General features: G+C 76.3%; 16 protein-coding genes and 1 pseudogene. 7 read left to right on the forward strand and 10 right to left on the reverse strand.

Annotated elements, in window-relative coordinates; translation table 11 throughout:
• Positions 1-147 precede the first annotated feature (147 nt).
• The gene (locus ACH4SE_RS13715) at positions 148-912 is read left to right on the forward strand and encodes a L,D-transpeptidase family protein (RefSeq protein WP_398543553.1); all 765 of its coding nucleotides are present in this window, start codon (positions 148-150) and stop codon (positions 910-912) included.
• A gap of 56 nt (positions 913-968) precedes the next feature.
• Here ACH4SE_RS13715 and ACH4SE_RS13720 read toward each other — a convergent pair whose 3' ends face one another.
• Positions 969-1832, reverse strand: a complete 864-nt coding sequence (locus ACH4SE_RS13720) for an SDR family oxidoreductase (RefSeq protein WP_398543554.1) — start codon at positions 1830-1832, stop codon at positions 969-971.
• 126 nt (positions 1833-1958) lie between these two features.
• On the opposite strand from ACH4SE_RS13720, the gene ACH4SE_RS13725 reads away from it, so the two are divergent.
• Entirely contained in the window at positions 1959-2387 is a 429-nt protein-coding gene (locus ACH4SE_RS13725; protein ID WP_398543555.1) for a MarR family winged helix-turn-helix transcriptional regulator, read from the forward strand.
• A 400-nt stretch (positions 2388-2787) separates the two neighbouring features.
• Here the strand turns inward: ACH4SE_RS13725 and ACH4SE_RS13730 are convergent, their stop codons facing one another.
• The 9 genes from ACH4SE_RS13730 to ACH4SE_RS13770 form a co-directional block, all read right to left on the reverse strand.
• On the reverse strand, positions 2788-3582 hold the full coding sequence (locus ACH4SE_RS13730; RefSeq protein ID WP_398543556.1) for a ferritin-like domain-containing protein: 795 nt from the start codon (positions 3580-3582) through the stop codon (positions 2788-2790).
• 197 nt (positions 3583-3779) lie between these two features.
• A complete protein-coding gene (locus ACH4SE_RS13735) occupies positions 3780-4457 on the reverse strand; it encodes a hypothetical protein (protein WP_398543557.1) in 678 nt (225 codons plus the stop codon).
• A gap of 171 nt (positions 4458-4628) precedes the next feature.
• Positions 4629-5978 (reverse strand): cryptochrome/photolyase family protein, encoded by a 1350-nt coding sequence (locus ACH4SE_RS13740; RefSeq protein ID WP_398543558.1) that lies wholly within the window; start codon positions 5976-5978, stop codon positions 4629-4631.
• A complete protein-coding gene (locus ACH4SE_RS13745) occupies positions 5975-7462 on the reverse strand; it encodes an SDR family oxidoreductase (protein WP_398543670.1) in 1488 nt (495 codons plus the stop codon). The genes ACH4SE_RS13740 and ACH4SE_RS13745 overlap by 4 nt, the downstream gene beginning before the upstream one ends.
• Before the next feature lie 260 nt (positions 7463-7722).
• Positions 7723-8097 (reverse strand): hypothetical protein, encoded by a 375-nt coding sequence (locus tag ACH4SE_RS13750; protein WP_398543559.1) that lies wholly within the window; start codon positions 8095-8097, stop codon positions 7723-7725.
• A 152-nt stretch (positions 8098-8249) separates the two neighbouring features.
• Positions 8250-8651, reverse strand: a complete 402-nt coding sequence (locus ACH4SE_RS13755) for a roadblock/LC7 domain-containing protein (RefSeq protein ID WP_398543560.1) — start codon at positions 8649-8651, stop codon at positions 8250-8252.
• Between the two features lie 64 nt (positions 8652-8715).
• A complete protein-coding gene (locus ACH4SE_RS13760) occupies positions 8716-9525 on the reverse strand; it encodes a transcriptional regulator (RefSeq protein WP_398543561.1) in 810 nt (269 codons plus the stop codon).
• On the reverse strand, positions 9522-9908 hold the full coding sequence (locus tag ACH4SE_RS13765) for a hypothetical protein (RefSeq protein ID WP_398543562.1): 387 nt from the start codon (positions 9906-9908) through the stop codon (positions 9522-9524). Before ACH4SE_RS13765 ends, ACH4SE_RS13760 begins: the two co-directional genes overlap by 4 nt.
• A 167-nt stretch (positions 9909-10075) precedes the next feature.
• Positions 10076-10705, reverse strand: coding sequence for a MarC family protein (locus ACH4SE_RS13770; protein ID WP_398543563.1), 630 nt, complete (start codon positions 10703-10705; stop codon positions 10076-10078).
• A 119-nt stretch (positions 10706-10824) separates the two neighbouring features.
• On the opposite strand from ACH4SE_RS13770, the gene ACH4SE_RS13775 reads away from it, so the two are divergent.
• From ACH4SE_RS13775 to ACH4SE_RS13795, 5 genes and pseudogenes are all read left to right on the forward strand, one after another.
• Entirely contained in the window at positions 10825-12516 is a 1692-nt protein-coding gene (locus ACH4SE_RS13775; RefSeq protein WP_398543564.1) for an MDR family MFS transporter, read from the forward strand.
• Positions 12517-12537: 21 nt separating this feature from the next.
• Positions 12538-12999 carry a universal stress protein gene (locus ACH4SE_RS13780; protein ID WP_398543565.1) on the forward strand — a complete coding sequence of 154 codons (462 nt, stop codon included), beginning with the start codon at positions 12538-12540 and terminating at the stop codon, positions 12997-12999.
• A gap of 130 nt (positions 13000-13129) precedes the next feature.
• Positions 13130-15661 (forward strand): polysaccharide lyase family 8 super-sandwich domain-containing protein, encoded by a 2532-nt coding sequence (locus tag ACH4SE_RS13785; RefSeq protein WP_398543671.1) that lies wholly within the window; start codon positions 13130-13132, stop codon positions 15659-15661.
• 214 nt (positions 15662-15875) lie between these two features.
• The gene (locus tag ACH4SE_RS13790; protein ID WP_398543566.1) at positions 15876-16754 is read left to right on the forward strand and encodes a TIGR04222 domain-containing membrane protein; all 879 of its coding nucleotides are present in this window, start codon (positions 15876-15878) and stop codon (positions 16752-16754) included.
• Positions 16751-17706, forward strand: a pseudogene (locus tag ACH4SE_RS13795) (DUF692 domain-containing protein); the annotation flags it as partial. The gene ACH4SE_RS13790 and the pseudogene ACH4SE_RS13795, both read left to right, overlap by 4 nt.
• Positions 17707-17769 lie beyond the last annotated feature (63 nt).

The raw sequence follows: 17769 nt of genomic DNA on the forward strand, positions 1-17769 counted from the left end.
GGCGGCGGCTCGTGCCCGCGGCCGGCGGGGTCCTCGCGCGCCGCGACCGCGCCGCCGACTGCGGCGGCCCGAAGCGGGTAGGCGCGCCGGAGGCGCCCGCAACTCCCGCTGCCCGCACTTGTTTTCCGTACCGAAGGACTTCTTCCCATGGTTTCCCCCTCCCCGCGCGTCCTGCTGTCCGGTCTGGGCGCGGTCGCGCTCACCGCGCTCGCCGGCTGCGGAACGGCCGTCGGCTCCCGTGCGCAGGACCACGCGGCGACGGCCGCGGCCACCCCGCCGGGCGCCGTCCGCACCGTGCCGGCGCCGGCGGCGACGCCGGCGCTGCGCATGCCGGCCGGGCTCGGGCCGGCCATGCTGGCCCGCATACCGCGCGACAGCCGCCAGCTCGTCGTGGTCACCGGCCGCGGGATCGACTCCCCGGACGCCACGGTCGTGCTCTACCGCCGGACCGCGGGCGGCTGGCAGCCGGACGGCGCCGCGTGGCCCGCGCACAACGCCAAGGACGGCTGGACCGCCGACCACCACGGCGGCGACCTGCGCTCGCCGATCGGCGTCTTCACGCTCTCCGACGCCGGCGGGCTGCGTGCCGATCCGGGCAGCAGGCTGCCGTACCACCACTCCGGCGGCTTCCACGTCGGCGGGCGCGGCTTCGAGGGGGAGCCGCTCGCCGGCTCCTTCGACTACGTCGTCGCGATCGACTACAACCGCAAGCCCGGGACGTCCCCGCTGGACTGGACGCGGCCGCTGGGCGCTTCCCGGGGCGGCGGCATATGGTTCCACGTCGACCACGGCGGGCCCACGCACGGGTGCGTGAGCGTCTCCGAGGCGCACATGAAGCAACTGCTCGCGACCCTCGACCCGGCGCTGCACCCGGTGGTGGTCATGGGGGACGCGGCCTCGCTCGCGGCCTGAGCCGGAGCGGCGGTGCGTCCCGCCCGCGCGGCCCCTGCGCCGCCCGGCCGGGCCGGTCAGGCGTCGGCCGCCGCCCGGAAGACGCCGGCGTGCCGGGCGCACCAGTCGGCGAAGGTGGCGGGCCCGCGGCCCAGCAGCTCCTCGACGGTGCCGGTGCGGTAGCCCTCGGTGTCCTCGCGCATCAGGCGGAAGCCCTCCACGACGGCCTCGGCGAGGGCGGGGGGCGCGCCGTTCGGGAAGCGGGCGGCGACCGCCTCCTCGGGGGTGCCGACGGGGCGTGCGGTGATCGTCCTGCCGATGGTGGCGGAGATGACCGCCGCCTGCTCGGCGACGGTGAACAGCTCCGCGCCGGTGAGCTCGTACACCTTGCCCTCGTGCCCGCCGGTGGTGAGCACGAGGGCGGCGACGGCCGCGATGTCGGCCGGGTCGATCGGCGCCGCCCGGCCGGGGCCGACGGGGTCGAGGACGTAGTTGGCCTCGCGGATGGTGGGCAGCCAGTCCAGTGCGTTGGTCATGAAGCCGCCCGGCCGCAGGATCGTCGACGGGATGCCGGAGGCGCGGACGATCTCCTCGCGGGCGTGGTGCCACCGGCCCATCTTCGGCATGGGGTCGCCGAGCACGTTCGTCGAGGACAGGAAGACGATGTGGCGTACTCCCGCGGCCTTCGCCGCGGAGACCGCGAGGCCGGCGGCCTCGGTGCCGATGCCGGGGGTGAGCAGGAACATCCGGTCGGCGCCGGCGGCCGCGCCGGCCAGCGACTCCGGCGAGAGCAGGTCACCGGTGAAGCGCTCGGCGCCCCCGGGCAGCGCGGCGGCCCGGACCGGATCGCGTACCAGGACCCGTACCGCGGCTCCTGCCGCGTCCAGCCGGCTGACCAGCTCACGTCCGACGTTTCCGGTCGCACCGGTGACCAGTATCATGGCTTCTCCCCGTATCGTTTGCCGTCTAATGATCGGTTCGGGGGGAACGTTAGCCGGTTAATCATTAGCCGTCAATCGATTCCCGGGCGGTCCGTGCCGCCGTTCCGGGCGGAAGGCCGGTCGCTCGTGCCCGAATTCCTCGACCTGCACAGCAGGACCACCAAGGCGCTGCGCGCGCTCGCCGAGGAGGACATGCGCCGGCACGGCCTGCACTACGGGCAGCACCACCTGCTCGCCGCGCTGTGGGAGCAGGACGGCAGAACACCGGGTGAGGTCGCCGCCAGGCTGCACGTCACGACGCCCACGGTGGTGAAGATGGCCGACCGGATGACCGCGAGCGGGCTGCTGGAGCGGCGCCGCGACGCCCGGGACGCCCGGCTGGTGCGGCTGTGGCTCACCGACGCCGGGCGGGCGCTGCGCGAACCGGTCGAGTCCGGGCGGCGGGAGCTGGAGCGGCAGGTGACCGCGGGCCTGACCGGCGCCGAGCGCGACGGGCTGATGGCCGCCCTCGGCACGGTGCTGCGCACGGCGCAGGAGCTGCTCGGCGAGTCCTAGGCGTGTCTGACGCATCCCGTCCGCCTGGCGGTGTCTGGCACGCACGCTTGCCGCGTTGCCGCGTTGCCGCGTTGCCGCGTTGCCGTGTTGCGGCGTTGCCGGTCGCCGGCGCGGCCCTCCCGCTGCCTTCGGCGGGAGGTGCCCCAGCGCTCTCCTCCCTCCGCCTTGCCCTCGCACGCACCGGACACCGCCGGCCCCGCCCTCCGGGCGGACGACGCGATGTGCCGGACACGCCCCAGGCGGCGGTCCGGCCGCCGGGCGGAGGGCGCGGTCCGCAGGGCGCGCGCACGTGCGCGCCCGGCAGGGGAAGCGGCCGTCGCGAGGGGCGGCCGTTCCCCCTGCCGGGGCGCCGGTGGTCCGCGGACCGGGGGCCGCCGTCAGCGCACCGGCCCGGTGGCGCTCAGGTCGTCGCCTCGGCGGCGACCGGGCCGCCACCCAGTGCGTTGCGCAGCCGCGGCTCCGGCATGGCCAGGCGCGTCATCCGCCGCCGGCCCACCAGGCGCTCGTAGGTGTACACGGCGTGGATCGCCGCCCGCAGCAGCGCCGACTTCGCCGCCGGCCAGCGCAGGATCTCGCCCATGTGCGTCATCACCGCGATACTGACGTCGCGGTAGATCGCGATCTCGGCCGTCGCGCACTCCTCCAGCGTCCGCTGGATCAGCCGCCCGTGGCCCTCCCCGGCCAGCCGCAGCAGCTCCTCGTGGCAGTAGGCGAGGTGGTTGTCCTCGTCCCGGGCGATCTGCCGCACCGCGCGGCCGATCTCCGGGTGGGTGCCGAACAGCTTGACCAGCAGCGCCATCTGCTCCGAGGCGCGCTGCTCGGTCACCCGGCTGTGCGCCAGGTAGGTGATGATGTCCTGCTCGCTCAGCGGCTCGTCGGCCTTCAGCCGGGAGTGGGCGAGGCCGATCCCGGACCGCTCCAGCAGCATGGTGTAGTCGGTGTCCGCGGGCACCGGCGCCGGCTCCAGACCGCGGCCGTGCAGCAGCCCGTTGAAGATCCGGCCGTGCTTGTCCTCGTCCGCCCCGTGCCGGGCGATCTTCGGGGCCAGTCCCGCGAGCGCGGGTGGCACCAGGGCCGCGATCCGCCCGTTCTCCCAGCCGCCCTGCGACTCTCCGCTCGCCGCGATGGAGCAGAAGAGCCGGAAGGACTCGTCGTTGTCGAGGATCTCCGTGAAAAGGCTGCGCGCCGACAGCATGGCGCTTCTCCTCTCGCCGCCACCGGATGTCACGTCGAGTCAAGGCCGGGCGCCCGGGGCCCGCAACCGGGCGGTCCCGGGGCTGGGCCGTCCGGGCGACCGGGTGCCGTGCGGCCGGGCCCGCGGCGCGCCGGGCCGGGTGGTGACCCCGCCAGGACCGGTCCGAGCCGCCGGCCCGGTCCTGGCGGGGAGCGGTGTCAGCTGCGGCCCTGCCGCAGCTCCGCGGCGAGGGCGCCGCGGGCGCTCCCCGGCCGGTGGTACCCGCCGGGCACGGCCGCCCGGTCCTCGCCGGGGAAGGAGCCGGGCGCCCGGAGGCGCCCGCCGGCGGAACCCCGCGCGGTGGAGCCCGCGCCGCGCGTGGTGCGCGGGCAGCCGTCCGGCGCTGCCCGGTGCGCCTGCCGCCGCGCCCCGGCCCCGCCGCCGTCGGGCCGCGGGACGCGTGCGTCCGCCCGGGCGACGGCGGTCCGGACGCCGGGCGCCCCGGGTCCCGCCGCGGTGGCGGCCGGACCGTGCGGCGCGTCGCTCCCGGGGCCCGCGCTCCGGGCGCCGTGGCCGTTGGCGAAGGGGGCGGCGTGCGGGTCCGCCCCGCGGGCGCGGGTGAAGGCATCCGCGGTGCGGCCCGGGCCGGCCCCTCGCGACCCCGTGCCGCCGAGGGAGGAGCCGCCGCCGGTGAACGCCGCGCGGAACGCCCCGCCCGCCGGTGTGCCGGGGTCCGCGGCCGTGCCGAGGCCGATGCCTGCCTGCCGTGCCAGGACGCACCGCGGCGGCCGGGCCGCCGCGGCCGCCGGTGCCCCGCGCTCGTCCCGGCCCGGGACGGACACCCGGTGCGGGACCACGGCCGGCACGCCGGCGGCGGCGCGGGTCGTTCCTCTCATGGGGGTCCTTCGGGCAGGGGACGGCAGGGCGTGGCGGAGCGGCCTCTCGAAACTTTCGAAGTCGATCACGCAACTTGCGGACGCAACTTAAGGCCTGCTCAGCTGCCGGTCAATATCCCCGGCACACCCCGTTGCGCCGTACGTTCCCGCGGGACGCCCGGCCGGTGCCGCTCAGTCCAGGCCGCGCGCCTGCCGGAAGCGCGCCAGACCGTCCGGCAGCCCCACCAGCGGCTCCGGATAGCCCTTGCGGCCGGCGGCCGGCAGCTTCCAGGGCTCGTGCACCGCGGGCCCGTCCACCGCGGCCAGTTCGGGCACCCAGCGGCGGACGTACGCGCCGTCCGGGTCGTAGCGGCGGGCCTGGAGCAGCGGGTTGAGGACCCGGTTCGGCCGGGAGTCCGTGCCGGTGCCCGCCACCCACTGCCAGTTGAGCTGGTTGTTGGCGACGTCGCCGTCCACCAGGAGGTCCAGGAAGTGCGCCGCGCCCACCCGCCAGTCCACGTACAGCGTCTTCGTCAGGAAGCTCGCCACCAGCAGCCGCGCCCGGTTGTGCATCCAGCCCTCCGCGCGCAGCTGGCGCATCCCGGCGTCCACCACCGGATAGCCGGTCATGCCCTCGCGCCACGCCTGCGCGTCCGCGTCGGCCGCCCGGCCGGTGCGCCAGCGGTCGTGCCGGGTGCGGTAGTCGGCCGCCGACACCCGCGGGCGCGCGGCGAGCAGCTGCCGGTTGAAGTCCCGCCAGCACAGCTGCCGGACGAACGCCTCCGCGCCCGCGCCCCCGGCCGACCGCGCGCGGTGCACCGTCTCGACCGCCGACAGCGTCCCGAAGTGCAGGTGCGGCGACAGCCGCGAGGTCCGGTCGCCCGCCAGGTCGTCCTGGCCCGTCGCGTACGACGCCAGGCCGCCGCGCAGCCACCCCGTCAGCCGCCGCCGGGCCGCCCGCTCCCCGCCCTCCGCCGGGCCCGCGGGCACCCCGGGCAGCGCCGCCGAGCCCACCTCGTCCGGCACCGGCACCCGGCGGGGCGCGGGGAGCGTGTCCCGCAGCCGGTAGCCGGACCAGTGCCGGAAGTACGGTGTGAAGACCGCGAAGTGGTCCGAGCCCTGCGGTGCCAGCGCGCCCGGCGGCACCGCCGTGACGACCGTGTCGTGCACGTGCAGCCGCCGTCCCGCCGCGGTGAGCGCCCGCCGCAGCCGGTCCTCCCGGCGCTGCCCGAAGCCGCTGTCGGCCGCCGCGAGGTGCACCTCGGCCGCGCCGCACTCGGCGGCCACCGCGCACACCTCCCGCGCCGGGTCGCCCTCGCGCAGCACCAGCCTCCCGCCCCGCTCGCGCAGGCCCGCGTCCAGGTCGGCCAGGCACGCGTCGAGGAAGGCCGTCCGGTGCGGGGCCGCGAAGCCCGCGCGCTCGACCGCCGGGTCCCGCACGAACAGCGGCACCACCTCGTCGGCCGCCGCCAGCGCCGCCCGCAGCGGCGGGTGGTCGTGCAGCCGCAGATCGCCCGTGAAGAGCACCACCGCGCGCCTCATCCGCCCGCGCCTCCCGTCTGCTCCCGCGCGTCCGAACGCGCCGCCGCCCGTGCGATGTTGCGGGCCATGCCGCCGAAGACGGCGGCGTGGAAGGGCGCGACCCCCCACCAGTAGGCGTGGCCCAGCAGCCCGCGCGGCAGGAAGACGGCCCGCTGCCGGTAGCGGGTGCGTCCCTCCGTGTCCCGTTCGGCGCACATCTCCAGCCACGCCAGGCCCGGCAGTCGCATCTCCGCCCGCAGCCGCAGCAGCCGCCCGCGCTCGATCTCCTCGACGCGCCAGAAGTCCAGCGAGTCGCCCACGCGCAGCCGCTGCGCGTCCCGCCGCCCGCGCCGCAGCCCGACCCCGCCGAACAGCCGGTCGACCAGGCCCCGCACCGCCCACGCCACGCCGAGCGAGTACCAGCCGTGCTCGCCGCCGATGCCCTCGATCACCCGCCACAGCGCCTGCGGGCTCGCGTCGACGAGCGCCTGGCGCCGGTCGGTGTACAGGCTGCCGCCCGCCCAGTCCGGGTCCGTGGGCAGCGGGTCGCTGGGGGCGCCGGGGACGGCCGCCGACGACCAGCGCGTGTCGACCTGTGCCTCGCGCACCCGGCGCAGCGCCAGGGTGAGGGCGCGGTCCACCCTGACCGGGCCGTCCGGCGGGTCCGGGACGTAGGCCCGGATGTCGTGCTCGTGGCACACCACCTCGTGCCGCAGCGACTCGGCCAGCGGCCGCGCCACCCCCGCCGGGACGGGGGTGACCAGGCCGATCCACAGGCTGGACAGCCGCGGGGTGAGCACCGGCACCGGGACGATCAGCCGGCGGGGGAGCCCGGCGACCGCCGCGTAGCGGCGCATCAGGTCCCGGTAGGTGAGCACGTCGGGGCCGCCCACGTCGAAGCCGCGGCTGACGTCCGCGGGCATGGCGGCGCTGCCGACGAGCAGCCGCAGCACGTCCCGTACGGCCACCGGCTGGACCAGGGTGCGCACCCAGCTCGGCGTCACCATCACCGGCAGCCGCTCGGTGAGGTAGCGCAGCATCTCGAACGACGCCGAGCCCGAGCCGATGATGACCGCCGCGCGCAGGACCGTCGTCGGCACCCCGGAGGCCAGCAGCACCTCGCCGACCTCCGCGCGCGAGCGCAGGTGCGGTGACAGCTCGTGCCGCGGCACGCCGCGCGGGGTGAGCCCGCCGAGGTAGACGATGCGCCGCACCCCGGCGGCCCGCGCCCGCTCGCCGAAGATCCGGGCCGCCCGGCGGTCGGTCGCCTCGAAGTCGCGCCCGCTGCCCAGCGAGTGCACCAGGTAGTAGGCGACGTCGGCGTCCCGCATCGCGGCCGCCACCGACTCCTCGTCCGTGACGTCCCCGGCGACCACCTCGGCCCGGCCCGCCCAGGGGTGGTCGCGCAGCTTGACCGGCGTGCGGGCCAGGCAGCGCACCCGGTAGCCGGCGGCCAGCAGTTCGGGGACGAGCCGCCCGCCGATGTAGCCGGTCGCGCCCGTCACCAGGCACAGCCGCCCGGCGCCGGGCCTCGCGCCCGGCTCAGGGGCCCCGCCCGCGCCCTGCTCCGTGTCCGGATCCGCTGGGACGCCGCCCACTTCCGCTCCTGCCGCCGGCCGCCCGCGGCCGCGGCCGCGCTGTCGGCCCCAGCACACCACGCCGGGCCCGCGGCCGCCGCGCGCGGCGGCCGCGGGTCACCCGAAGCGAGCAACGGCGCGCCGGGCGGCGGGGGGAGCGGGGCCGGGCCCCCGCGTCACACGGGGGTTCACACCTCCAGGTCGTTCTCGATCGCCCTGAGCTGGTGCCGGGCCATCGCCAGGTTCGCGCGGCCGCGGTCCAGGGCCAGGTAGAGGAAGAGCCCGGACTTGCCGCGGCCGCGCAGCAGCCGGATCAGGTGGTACTGCGAGCCCAGCGTGATGAGGATGTCCTCGATCTCGTCCTTGAGCCCCAGCATCTCCATGGTGCGCGCCTTGGCGCGGACCACGTCGGTGTTGCCCGCCGCGGCCACGGTGAGGTCGAGGTCCTTCCCGCCGCCGATCGTGCCCAGCGCCATGCCGCTGGTGTAGTCGACGAGCGCCACGCCTATGACGCCCTCGATCGAGGTCATCGCGTCCTTGAGGGCGGTTTCGGTGTTGGCCATGATCTTCCTGCTTCCCTTCGACGGTGTGTCAGGTTCTTGCGGTGGGCGGGGGGTTCTCGGCTGCGGGGCGGTTCCCGGTGCCGAGGCCGTGCCGCCGGAGCGCGGCCGGGCTGCCCGGCTCCCGCGCGCCGCCCGCGGCCGCTGCTCGGCCGTCACGGCGCGCCGCCGTCCGCGGAACGCGCGGCGGAGCCGTCCAGCAGCGCGGCCACCCGGGCGCCGCTGCGGCGCGATTCCAGGTGCAGCCGGCCGACGTTGGTCTGCGGGCCGGACAGCACGAGCAGGACGGCGTCGCTCCCGGCCGGGTAGAGCGCGACGCAGCCGCCGCCCGTGCGGATCAGCAGCTCGTGGAAGGGCTCCTGGCCCGCCGCGTCGGCCAGCCGCAGCCCCAGTCCGAGCGCGGCGGCGCTCAGCGCCGCGAAGCCCTCGGCGGGCCGGCCGGGCGCGTCGTCGGCGAGCAGCAGTCCGTCCGCGGTCGCGGCGACGACCCCGGTGACGTCCGGCAACCGCGCCCGCAGGCCCTCCAACTCGGTACGTATCGCGGCTTCGTGGGCCATCGATCTTCTCCTCTCGGCACGCAGGGCGCGCCGCTGCAGCAGGCGCTTCACCGCCGCGCCCCCTTCACAACTGCTCCAGGGCGACCAGCAGCCGGCGCAGCAGCGCCGCGTCCGGGGTGTCGCCGATGCTCTGCAACCAGGCCGGAGCCCGGGCGGGCTGCCGGACCCCCGGCTGCGGGGTCCGCACCAGGCCGAGCGCGGCCAGCCGGCGGACGTCCACCAGTGCGTGGAAGGCGGGCCGCCCCAGCAGCGCCGCGAGGGCCGACGGTGTCCGCACCCCGTCGGCCAGCCCCAGTACCGCGGCCTGGCCGCGCGGCAGGTGCGGCGGGCGGGCGTCCGCCGCACGGGCGGCCGGGGCCGGCGTCACGGGCGCCGCGTCCAGCTCGGGGTGCGGCCACAGCCGCTCCAGCATCCGCCGCCGCCGCCCGGCCTCGGTCTCCACCGCGGCCACCGGCACCCCGCCGTCCGAGCCGAACCAGTGCCGCACCCCGTGCCGGAAGCGGGTCGGGCCCGCGGCCGGCCCGAGGACGAAGTAGGCCGCGTCGTGCAGCGCGCCGAGCCGGCAGATCTCCAGCTCGCCCGCCGCGACGCGGTGCCGCTCGACGAGCCGCCGCCCGACCGCGCACTCCGCACCGGCCTCGGCCACGGCCTCGCGCCAGGCGTCCGGGCCGAGCCGGCCGCCGGCCGTGAGCAGCACCTCGATACCGGGCGCCGCCGGGCTCTCGGCGTGCACCACCTCGCCTCCGGCCAGGTAGAGCGCGCCGGTGTCCCGTAACAGCACGCCGGTCGCGCGCTGTGCGGCGAGCCGGGCGAGCATGGGGGAGTGCGCCGCCGCGCCGCCCGTGCCGCCGCCGCCCGCACCGCGGGCCGTCATGCCACGACCAGCTCCTCGGCGAGCTCCCGCAGTCTGAGCAGGGCCAGCGCCAGGTTCGCCTGCGTCCGGTCGAGCCAGACGTACAGGAACACCCCGCCCTCGTAGGGGGCTTCGAGGAAGCGGATCAGGTGGTAGCCGGTGCGGGTGAGCACCACCGCCTCCTCGGCCGCGGGGCCGGGGCCGGCGTGGCCGGCGGTGAAGACCGGGTGCTCGGCGGTGGCGCGGGCGTAGGCGGCGGTCTCGGCCGCGACCGTCCCGTGGTCGCCCGCCGCGGCCTCGCCGGCGGACCCGAGCGCGAGCCCGCTGATCCACTCCACCAGGGCGGCGCCGCGCGCGCCGGGCAGGGCCATCGCCCGCAGCAGGCACTCGTCGATCCCGGACACACCTCTCCCCTCACCGCACGCCGCCGTACGACCGCCCGGGCGGGCGGTGACGAGCACGTTACGCACGGTGCCGCTCGTTCAGGGGAGTTCTGGCATTTTCCTGCGGTACATGCGGGCCGCGGGCTTAGGATGCCCCGCACCTGCCCCGGGGGTGCGGGCCGGCGGTGTCAGGAGCGGTGCCCCAGCGTGGTGACGCCCAGGGCGAGCAGGCCGTCCAGCACGAGGTCGACGCCGACGGCGGCGAGCAGCAGTCCCAGCAGCCGGGCCACCAGCTCGACGACGGTGTGGTGCGTGCGCTGGAGCAGCGGTCCGAGCAGGAGCACGCACACCAGGTCCACCGCGATGACGGTGGTGAACGCCGCGACGACGGTGCCGCGCCAGCCCCAGTCGGTGCGCTCGGCGGTCTCGATCAGCAGGCCCGTCATCGCCAGCGGGCTGACCACGTACGGCATCAGCAGCTGCCGCATGCCGCTGGTCAGGTCGGGCCCGTCGTCGCCCGGCGCCTCCGCCCCGGTGTGCAGGCCGAGCACCAGGCCGACGGCGTAGAGGAAGAAGATGATCCCGCCGGCCAGGGCCAGCGCGGGCGTCGAGATGTGGAAGAGCTCCAGCAGCCACGGCGACGACAGGCCGGTGGCCACACCGATCAGCACCGCGCCCGCCGACGACACCAGCGCGATGACGCGCAGGTCCCGCCGCGGGTGGTGCTGGGCGAGCCCGGCGAAGGCGAGGAGGACCTTGGGCGGCCCGATCACGGAGAAGAACGTGATGAAGGCGGCGGAGTACGTCAGGCTGGTCATAACCGGCATCATGCGCAACAACGGGCCGCGCGGCGGGCATTGACGCCCGTTCGTTCGAAGCTTCGGACGGACGGCAGTATCGTTGCCCAGGGCAAGCAGGATCTGGAGAGAGAGACCCTATGAGCGCCCAAGCAGATGCCGCGCAGACCGGTACCGCCGCACCGCAGACAGGCTACTCGCACCGGCAGATCATGATCATCCTGTCGGGCCTGCTGCTGGCGATGTTCCTCGCCGCACTCGACCAGACGGTGGTCTCCACCGCCATCTACAAGATCGGTGAGAGCCTCGACGGGCTGACCGCACAGGCCTGGGTGACCACCGCCTTCCTCATCACCTCGACCATCGCCACCCCGCTCTACGGCAAGCTGTCCGACCAGTACGGCCGCAAGCCCTTCTTCCTGTTCGCGATATCCGTCTTCGTCGTCGGCTCCGTGCTGTGCATGCTCTCGACGTCGATGTACATGCTCGCCGCCTTCCGCGCCTTCCAGGGCATCGGCGCGGGCGGCCTGTTCTCGCTGGCCTTCGCGATCATCGGCGACATCATCCCGCCGCGCGAACGCGCCAAGTACCAGGGCTACTTCATGGCCGTCTTCGGCACCTCCAGCGTGCTCGGGCCGGTCATCGGCGGCTCGCTCGCCGGCCAGGACTCGCTGCTCGGCATCGACGGCTGGCGCTGGATCTTCCTGGTGAACGTGCCGATCGGTGTCGCCGCGTTCGTCGTCGTCGCCAAGGTGCTGCACATCAAGCAGGACAAGCGCCCGCACAGGGTCGACTCCTTCGGCGCCACGTCGCTCGTCGTCGCCCTCGTGCCGCTGCTGATCGTCGCCGAACAGGGCCGCGAATGGGGCTGGGGCAGCGGCCGCTCGCTCGCCTGCTACGTCATCGGCGCCGTCGGCATCGTCTGCTTCCTCCTCGCCGAGCGCCGGGCGGGCGAGGAGGCGCTCCTGCCGCTGCGGCTGTTCCGCAACGGCGTCTTCGCGCTGGGCTCCGCCCAGTCCGCGATCATCGGCATCGGGATGTTCGGCGGCATCACCCTGATCCCGTTCTACCTCCAGCTGGTCAAGGGCAACTCGCCCACCAAGGCCGGCCTGCTGATGCTGCCGCTGGTGCTCGGCATCATGGTCTTCTCGGCCGTCTCCGGCATCATCACCTCGCGCACCGGCCGCTACAAGGTCTTCCCGGTCATCGGCTGCGCCCTGCTCGTCGCGGGCATGCTCATGCTCTGGCAGATCGGCGCCGACAGCAGCCTGCTGTACGCCGACGGGGCGATGTTCCTGATCGGCGCCGGCCTCGGACTGAACTTCCAGACCATCGTGCTGGCCATGCAGAACGCCGTCCCCCCGCAGGACATCGGCGTGGCGACCTCCTCCACGACGTTCTTCCGGCAGATGGGCGGCACCCTCGGTGTCGCCGTCTTCCTGTCCATCGTCTACTCCGTCGTCCCCGGCAAGATCAGCTCCGCCTTCGCCGCCGCCCGCCGCACCCAGGACTTCCAGCAGGCCGCGGCCGCGCACCCGGACCAGCTCAGGACGCTCACCAGCGGCAGTTCGGACAACCTCAACGACACCTCGTTCCTGAACCACTTCGACCCGGTGCTCGGCCACCCCTTCAAGGTGGGCTTCACCGACGCCATGAACGTCGCCTTCCTCGCCTGCGCCGGCGTCCTGGTGCTCGCGATGCTGCTGTCCACGATGCTCAAGGAGGTCCCGCTGCGGACCACCGGTGCGGCCTTCGAGAAGCGCGAGGAGCCGCCGGCCGGGTCCGACGAGGCGACCGCCGGGGCGGGCGGCGCCGACGGGCCCGCCGCGTAGCGGCGGACACGGCGCGAGGCCGTGGGAATCGATCGGGCCGCCGCCCCGCGGGGCGGCGGCCGGGTGGTCGTCGTCGGCGTGGACGACTCCGACTCCTCCTGGCGCGCCGTCGCCTACGCCGTCGGCCTCGCCCGCCGGCAGGACGCGCTGCTCGCGCTCGTCCACGTGCTGCCGCAGCACACCGCCGCACTGTTCGGCGGGGTCGCGTGGATGCTCGCCCCCGACGACGTCGCGCTCGCCGGGCAGTTGCGCGACCGCATCGCCGGCGGACTGGGGGCCGCCCCCGGACTGCCCGCGCCGCGCTGGGAATTCCACCTGCTGCGCTCCGCGAGCGTCGCGGCCGGCCTCGCGGCCGTCGCCGACGAGCTGCGCGCCGACACCGTCGTCATCGGCACCTCGCGCGGGCTGTGGCACCGGCTGTTCGGCTCCCCGGGCGTCCGGCTGCTCAAGTCCCGCCGCTGGCCGGTGATCGTGGTGCCGTGACGGCGGTTGACCCGCGGGACGCGTGTCGCACCCCGTGACAGCGGGGGCCGCGGTTGCTTGAATGCGTCAGGCGCCCGGCCCGCCGCGGCGCCCCCGCTGTCCGCCGACCGCCGGAGCGTCCGCCGTGCCGATGTCCCGCCGTGCCCTGCTCTCCACGCTCCCCGCCGGCGCCCTGCTGGCGCTCGCCGGGCGGATCCCCGCCGCGGACGCCGCCGACCCGGACGACGCCGCCCGCGTCGTCGCCAACGCCACCGCCGTCTTCTGCGGCACCGCCGAGTCCAACGCCCGCCCCGAGGTCGCGGGCAAGCTCGCCGCGATCGAGGCCGCCGCCACCTCGCACCTGGCCGCCATGGACGCCGCGGGCGCCGGCGAGCTCTTCCACGGCCTGGGGCTCGGCACCAGCGACCCGCACCTGTCCACCACCTTCCAGTACCTGTACGAGATCGCGGTCGCCACCCGCGCCCCCGGCTCCGCGTTGCTCGCCGACACCGCCGTGCAGCAGCGCGTCGTCGACGGCCTGCGCCTGCTCCACGACCGCTACTACGGCGACCAGTCGGCCGGTTACTACGGCAACTGGTTCACCTGGGAGATCGGCATCTCCACCTACGCCAGCCGCACCCTCGTGCTGCTCGGCGACACCCTCGCGGCCACCGCGCCCGCGCTGACGGCCACCTACGTCGCCACGATGGACGCGTACCTGCGCAACGGCAAGAACGGCGACGTCGACCTCGACTCGCGCTTCCACACCGGCGCCAACCTCGCCGACATCACCACCAACCGCGTCCTGCAGGGCGCCGCGCTCGGCGACGCCGCCCGCATCACCAAGGCCGTCACCGACCAGCTCACCGTCTACGCCACCGTCGACCCGTACGCGCTCCGGCACGGCGTCACCGACGGCTTCTACGCCGACGGCTCCTTCCTCCAGCACTCCTCCGTCGCCTACACCGGCTCCTACGGCACCGGGCTGCTCACCCGCGTCGTGCAGACCGTCAAACTCCTCGACGGCACCGGCTACGCGCCCGGCGGCGCAGACCTCGCCGACATCGCCGCCGACTGGGTCGCCGGCAGCTTCGCGCCGCTGATCGTCGAGGGCTGGATGACCGAGGCCGTCAAGGGACGGGCCGTCTCCCGGACCGGCACCGGCTACGCCGACACCGCCCCCGTCGTCGAGGCCGTCACCGACCTGTCCGGCCACGCCACCGGCGAGCGCGCCGCCGCGCTCGCCTCGTACGTCAAGCACCTGCGGCAGGTCACCCGGGCGGCGCCCGACCCGGCCGGCTTCGTCTCGCCCGTCAGCGTCGCTGCCTACGCCGCGATCCTCGCCGATCCCGCCGTCCCCGCGCGCGACATCAACCCGGCCGCCCTGCACCGCGCCTACCCCGCCATGGACCGCAGCGTCCACCGCCGCCCCGGCTGGACCTTCGTACTCGCCCGCAGCTCCGCGCGCGTCAGCGGCTACGAGTACATGAGCGGCGAGAACCTGCTGCCCTGGCACCAGGGCGCCGGCGCCCACTACCTCTACCTCGCCGGCCAGGACCAGAGGGAGGCCTTCGGCGTCGACTACTTCACCACCGTGCCGCCCGACCGGCTCGCCGGCGTCACCGCCCCCGACGAGACCCGGCTCAGCGTCCCCGAGCTGTACGGCACGCAGTGGTACGACAACCCCGCCGCCGGCTTCACCTCCTCCTCGGAGTCCCAGAACGCCTACGTCTACTTCCCGCGCGGCACCAACGCCCACTCCGGCGGCGCCGCCCTGGGCCCCTACGGCAGCGCGGCCATGGTCTACGCGCCCGACGCGGCCTGGACCGCCGCGCAGGCCGGCCTGCTCCCCGCCGACTTCACCGCCTACCGCGCCGCCGACGCCACCCGGTCCTGGTTCATGCTGGACGACGAGGTCGTGGTCCTCGCCGCAGGCGTCGGCGACCGTGCCGGGCGGCCCGTCACGACGACCGCCGACGCGCGCATCGCCGGGGCGCCGGCCGCCGTCGCCCTCACCGGGCGCACCCGGCACGGCGCCCCCGTCACCGGCCCCGGTACCGCGCCGCTGGCGTGGCTGCGGTACGCCGACACCACGCAGGGCACGGCGGTCGGCTACGTGCTCCTCGGCCCGCACCGGCCGGACGCCACGGTCTCGCTCGGCACCGTCACCCGCAGCCGGCGCACCGTGCGGCTCGGCAACCCGGACACGGCCGTCACCAAGCAGGTCTTCACCCTGAGCTTCCACCAGGCCGCCGGCGCCCCGCACGCGGCGTTCGCGTACGCCGTCCTCCCCGGCGCGGACGAGCCGCGGCTGCGGGCGTACGCCGCGGGCGGCCCCGTCTCGGTGCTCGCCAACACCACCGGCGTCCAGGCCGTACGACACTCCGGGCTCGGCCTGCTCGCCGTCAACACCTTCACGCCGGGCAGGCACCGTGTCGGGCGCCTGACCGTCGACGGGGCGGCGTGCGTGCTGGTGCGCGAGTCGCGCGGCGGAACGGTCGAGGTGGCCGTCGCCGACCCCACCACCGGGCGGGACACGGTGACCCTCCACCTCGCGGGCCGCCCCCTGCGCCCCGCCGCCCCGTCCCCCGCGTTCACCGCGCGCCAGGGCTCCGGCGGTACGACCCTGCGGGCGACGACCCGCCACACGTACGGGGAGTCGCTGACCGTGACCCTGCACTGACCCTGCACCGGCGCCGCGGATCCGGTGCCGGCCCGCGGCCCCCGCCACACGGCAGGACCGCACCGGCCGCGCACCGCGTGACGCACCCGGGCGGCATCCCGTGGGGGGAGGGCCGCGACCCGTGGACCGCCGGCTCACCGCACGCGGTGCGCACCCCCTGCCCGGGGAACCGGGCGGAGGTGAGGGGACGTCACCCCGGGTGGAGGTGACAAGCGTGAGTGGACCCGCTTTCCTCGCCGCCTACGCGGCACTGTTCGTCCTCGCCGGTGTCGCCACGGCCCTCGTGCGCTCGGCACAGCGCCGACGGCTCGCCGCCGCGCCCGGCGGCGGCTGGCTGCCGCCGGACCCGTACACCGTCGCCGTGCTGAGCGGCGGTCCCACACGGGTCGTGGACACCGCCGTCCACGCCCTCGTCGCGGAGGGCCGGCTGCGGGTCGGCCGCGACCACCGGATCACGCCGTGCGGCTCGCCCGTGCCCGCCGACGCCGTGGCCGCCGACGTCGTCGCGGCGGTGAGCGGCGCGCACGGCGCCACGCTCGCGACGGTCCGGGCGCGCGTCGCCCGGGGCGCGGCCGTGCAGCAGGTCGTGGCGCACGCCACCGCGCGCGGCCTGCTGCGGGCGCCCGGCCGTCGCGCGGCCTCCGCCGTCGCCGCGCTCGCGCCCATGCTCGCCGTCTTCTGCGCAGGTCTCGGCCGGCTCGGCTACGGAATCCACCGGCACCACCCGGTGGGACTGCTGCTGGCCGAGCTGGCGTTCAGCGCGGTGGTCATGCTGATGGTCGGCAACTCCACGCCGCGCCGCACCGCGGCGGCCGAGCGGATGCTGGAGCAGGCCCGCGGCGTGGCCGCGCCCGCCACGGCCCCGGCGCCCGCGCTGCTCGGCGGCGGCCTGCCGGTACCGGCCGCGGTGATGGGTGTCGCGCTCGTCGGCGCCGGCGCGGTCACGGACGGCGACCTGCGCCACGCGCTCTTCGGCGGCGCCGGCACCGGTTCCGCGTCCGGCGGCGGCGGTGGCTGTGGCACGGACTCGGGCGGCGGCTGCGGCGGTGGCGGTGGCGGTTGCGGGGGCGGCTGCGGCGGGTGCGGCGGATGACGCCCGCGCCCTGCCTGGGCTTCGGTGTCGGCTGGCGCCGCCCCATCGACCTGACCGTCGAGCGCCTGACCGGCGTCGACTTCGTCGAGGCCGTGGCCGAGGGCCTCGACCCGCGGCGGATCCCCCCGTCCCTGGCGGTGCTGCGCGAGCGCGGCGTACCGGTGGTGCCGCACGGCGTCTCGCTGTCGCTGGGGGGCGCCGGACGCCCCGACCCCGCCCGGCTGGCGCACCTGGCCGCCTGCGCGAAGGCGCTGGACGCGCCGCTGGTCAGCGAGCACATCGCCTTCACCCGGGCCGGGCAGTGGGAGGCCGGGCACCTGATCCCGGTGCCCCGGACGTGGGACACCGTCGCCGTCGTCGCCGAGAACGTCAGGATCGCGCAGGACCACCTGCCCGTGCCGCTGGCGCTGGAGAACATCGCCCCGCTGTTCGCGTGGCCCGGCGAGGAGCTGACGGAGGGGCAGTTCCTCGCCGAGATCGCCGCGCGCACGGGAGCACTGCTGCTCGTGGACGTCGCCAACCTGCACACCGCGCGGGTCAACCTCGGCATCGACCCGTACGACGTCCTGCGGGAGCTGCCGCTGGAGCGCCTCGGCTACGTCCATGTCGCCGGGGGCGTCGAGCGGGACGGGGTGTGGCACGACACCCACACCCACCCCGTCCCCGCCCCCGTGCTCGACCTGCTCGCCAGCCTCGCGGGCCGGGCCCGCCTGCCCGGCGTCCTCCTCGAACGCGACGGCGCCTACCCGACCGACGCGGAGCTCGCGGGTGAGCTCGCCGCGATCCGCGCCGCCGTCGCGCGCGGGCGCCGCGCATGACCGCGCGCGAGCGGGCGGCCCTGGCCGCGGCCCAGGAGGCGCTGCTCGCCGCGCTCGTGGGCGGCGGGCAGGCACCGCCGGGCTTCGACCCGGAACGCCTCCGCGTGCAGGCCGCCGTCCTGCGCGCGAAGCGGCACCGTACCCACCACCCCGCCGGGGAGGCCGTCCCGCCCGTGCGGCGCCCCCGCCTCCTGCGC

The organism is Streptomyces sp. NPDC020983 (genome assembly GCF_044333485.1).
In the GTDB taxonomy this organism is placed as follows: domain Bacteria; phylum Actinomycetota; class Actinomycetes; order Streptomycetales; family Streptomycetaceae; genus Actinacidiphila.

Excerpts from the sequence above, each read along its gene's own strand:
- ACH4SE_RS13715 (WP_398543553.1), top strand. The coding sequence starts at position 148 with ATGGTTTCCCCCTCCCCGCGCGTCCTGCTGTCCGGTCTGGGCGCGGTC.
- ACH4SE_RS13720 (WP_398543554.1), bottom strand. The coding sequence starts at position 1,832 with ATGATACTGGTCACCGGTGCGACCGGAAACGTCGGACGTGAGCTGGTC.
- ACH4SE_RS13730 (WP_398543556.1), bottom strand. The coding sequence starts at position 3,582 with ATGCTGTCGGCGCGCAGCCTTTTCACGGAGATCCTCGACAACGACGAG.
- ACH4SE_RS13735 (WP_398543557.1), bottom strand. The coding sequence starts at position 4,457 with ATGAGAGGAACGACCCGCGCCGCCGCCGGCGTGCCGGCCGTGGTCCCG.
- ACH4SE_RS13740 (WP_398543558.1), bottom strand. The coding sequence starts at position 5,978 with ATGAGGCGCGCGGTGGTGCTCTTCACGGGCGATCTGCGGCTGCACGAC.
- ACH4SE_RS13750 (WP_398543559.1), bottom strand. The coding sequence starts at position 8,097 with ATGGCCAACACCGAAACCGCCCTCAAGGACGCGATGACCTCGATCGAG.
- ACH4SE_RS13755 (WP_398543560.1), bottom strand. The coding sequence starts at position 8,651 with ATGGCCCACGAAGCCGCGATACGTACCGAGTTGGAGGGCCTGCGGGCG.
- ACH4SE_RS13760 (WP_398543561.1), bottom strand. The coding sequence starts at position 9,525 with ATGACGGCCCGCGGTGCGGGCGGCGGCGGCACGGGCGGCGCGGCGGCG.
- ACH4SE_RS13770 (WP_398543563.1), bottom strand. The coding sequence starts at position 10,705 with ATGACCAGCCTGACGTACTCCGCCGCCTTCATCACGTTCTTCTCCGTG.
- ACH4SE_RS13775 (WP_398543564.1), top strand. The coding sequence starts at position 10,825 with ATGAGCGCCCAAGCAGATGCCGCGCAGACCGGTACCGCCGCACCGCAG.
- ACH4SE_RS13785 (WP_398543671.1), top strand. The coding sequence starts at position 13,130 with ATGTCCCGCCGTGCCCTGCTCTCCACGCTCCCCGCCGGCGCCCTGCTG.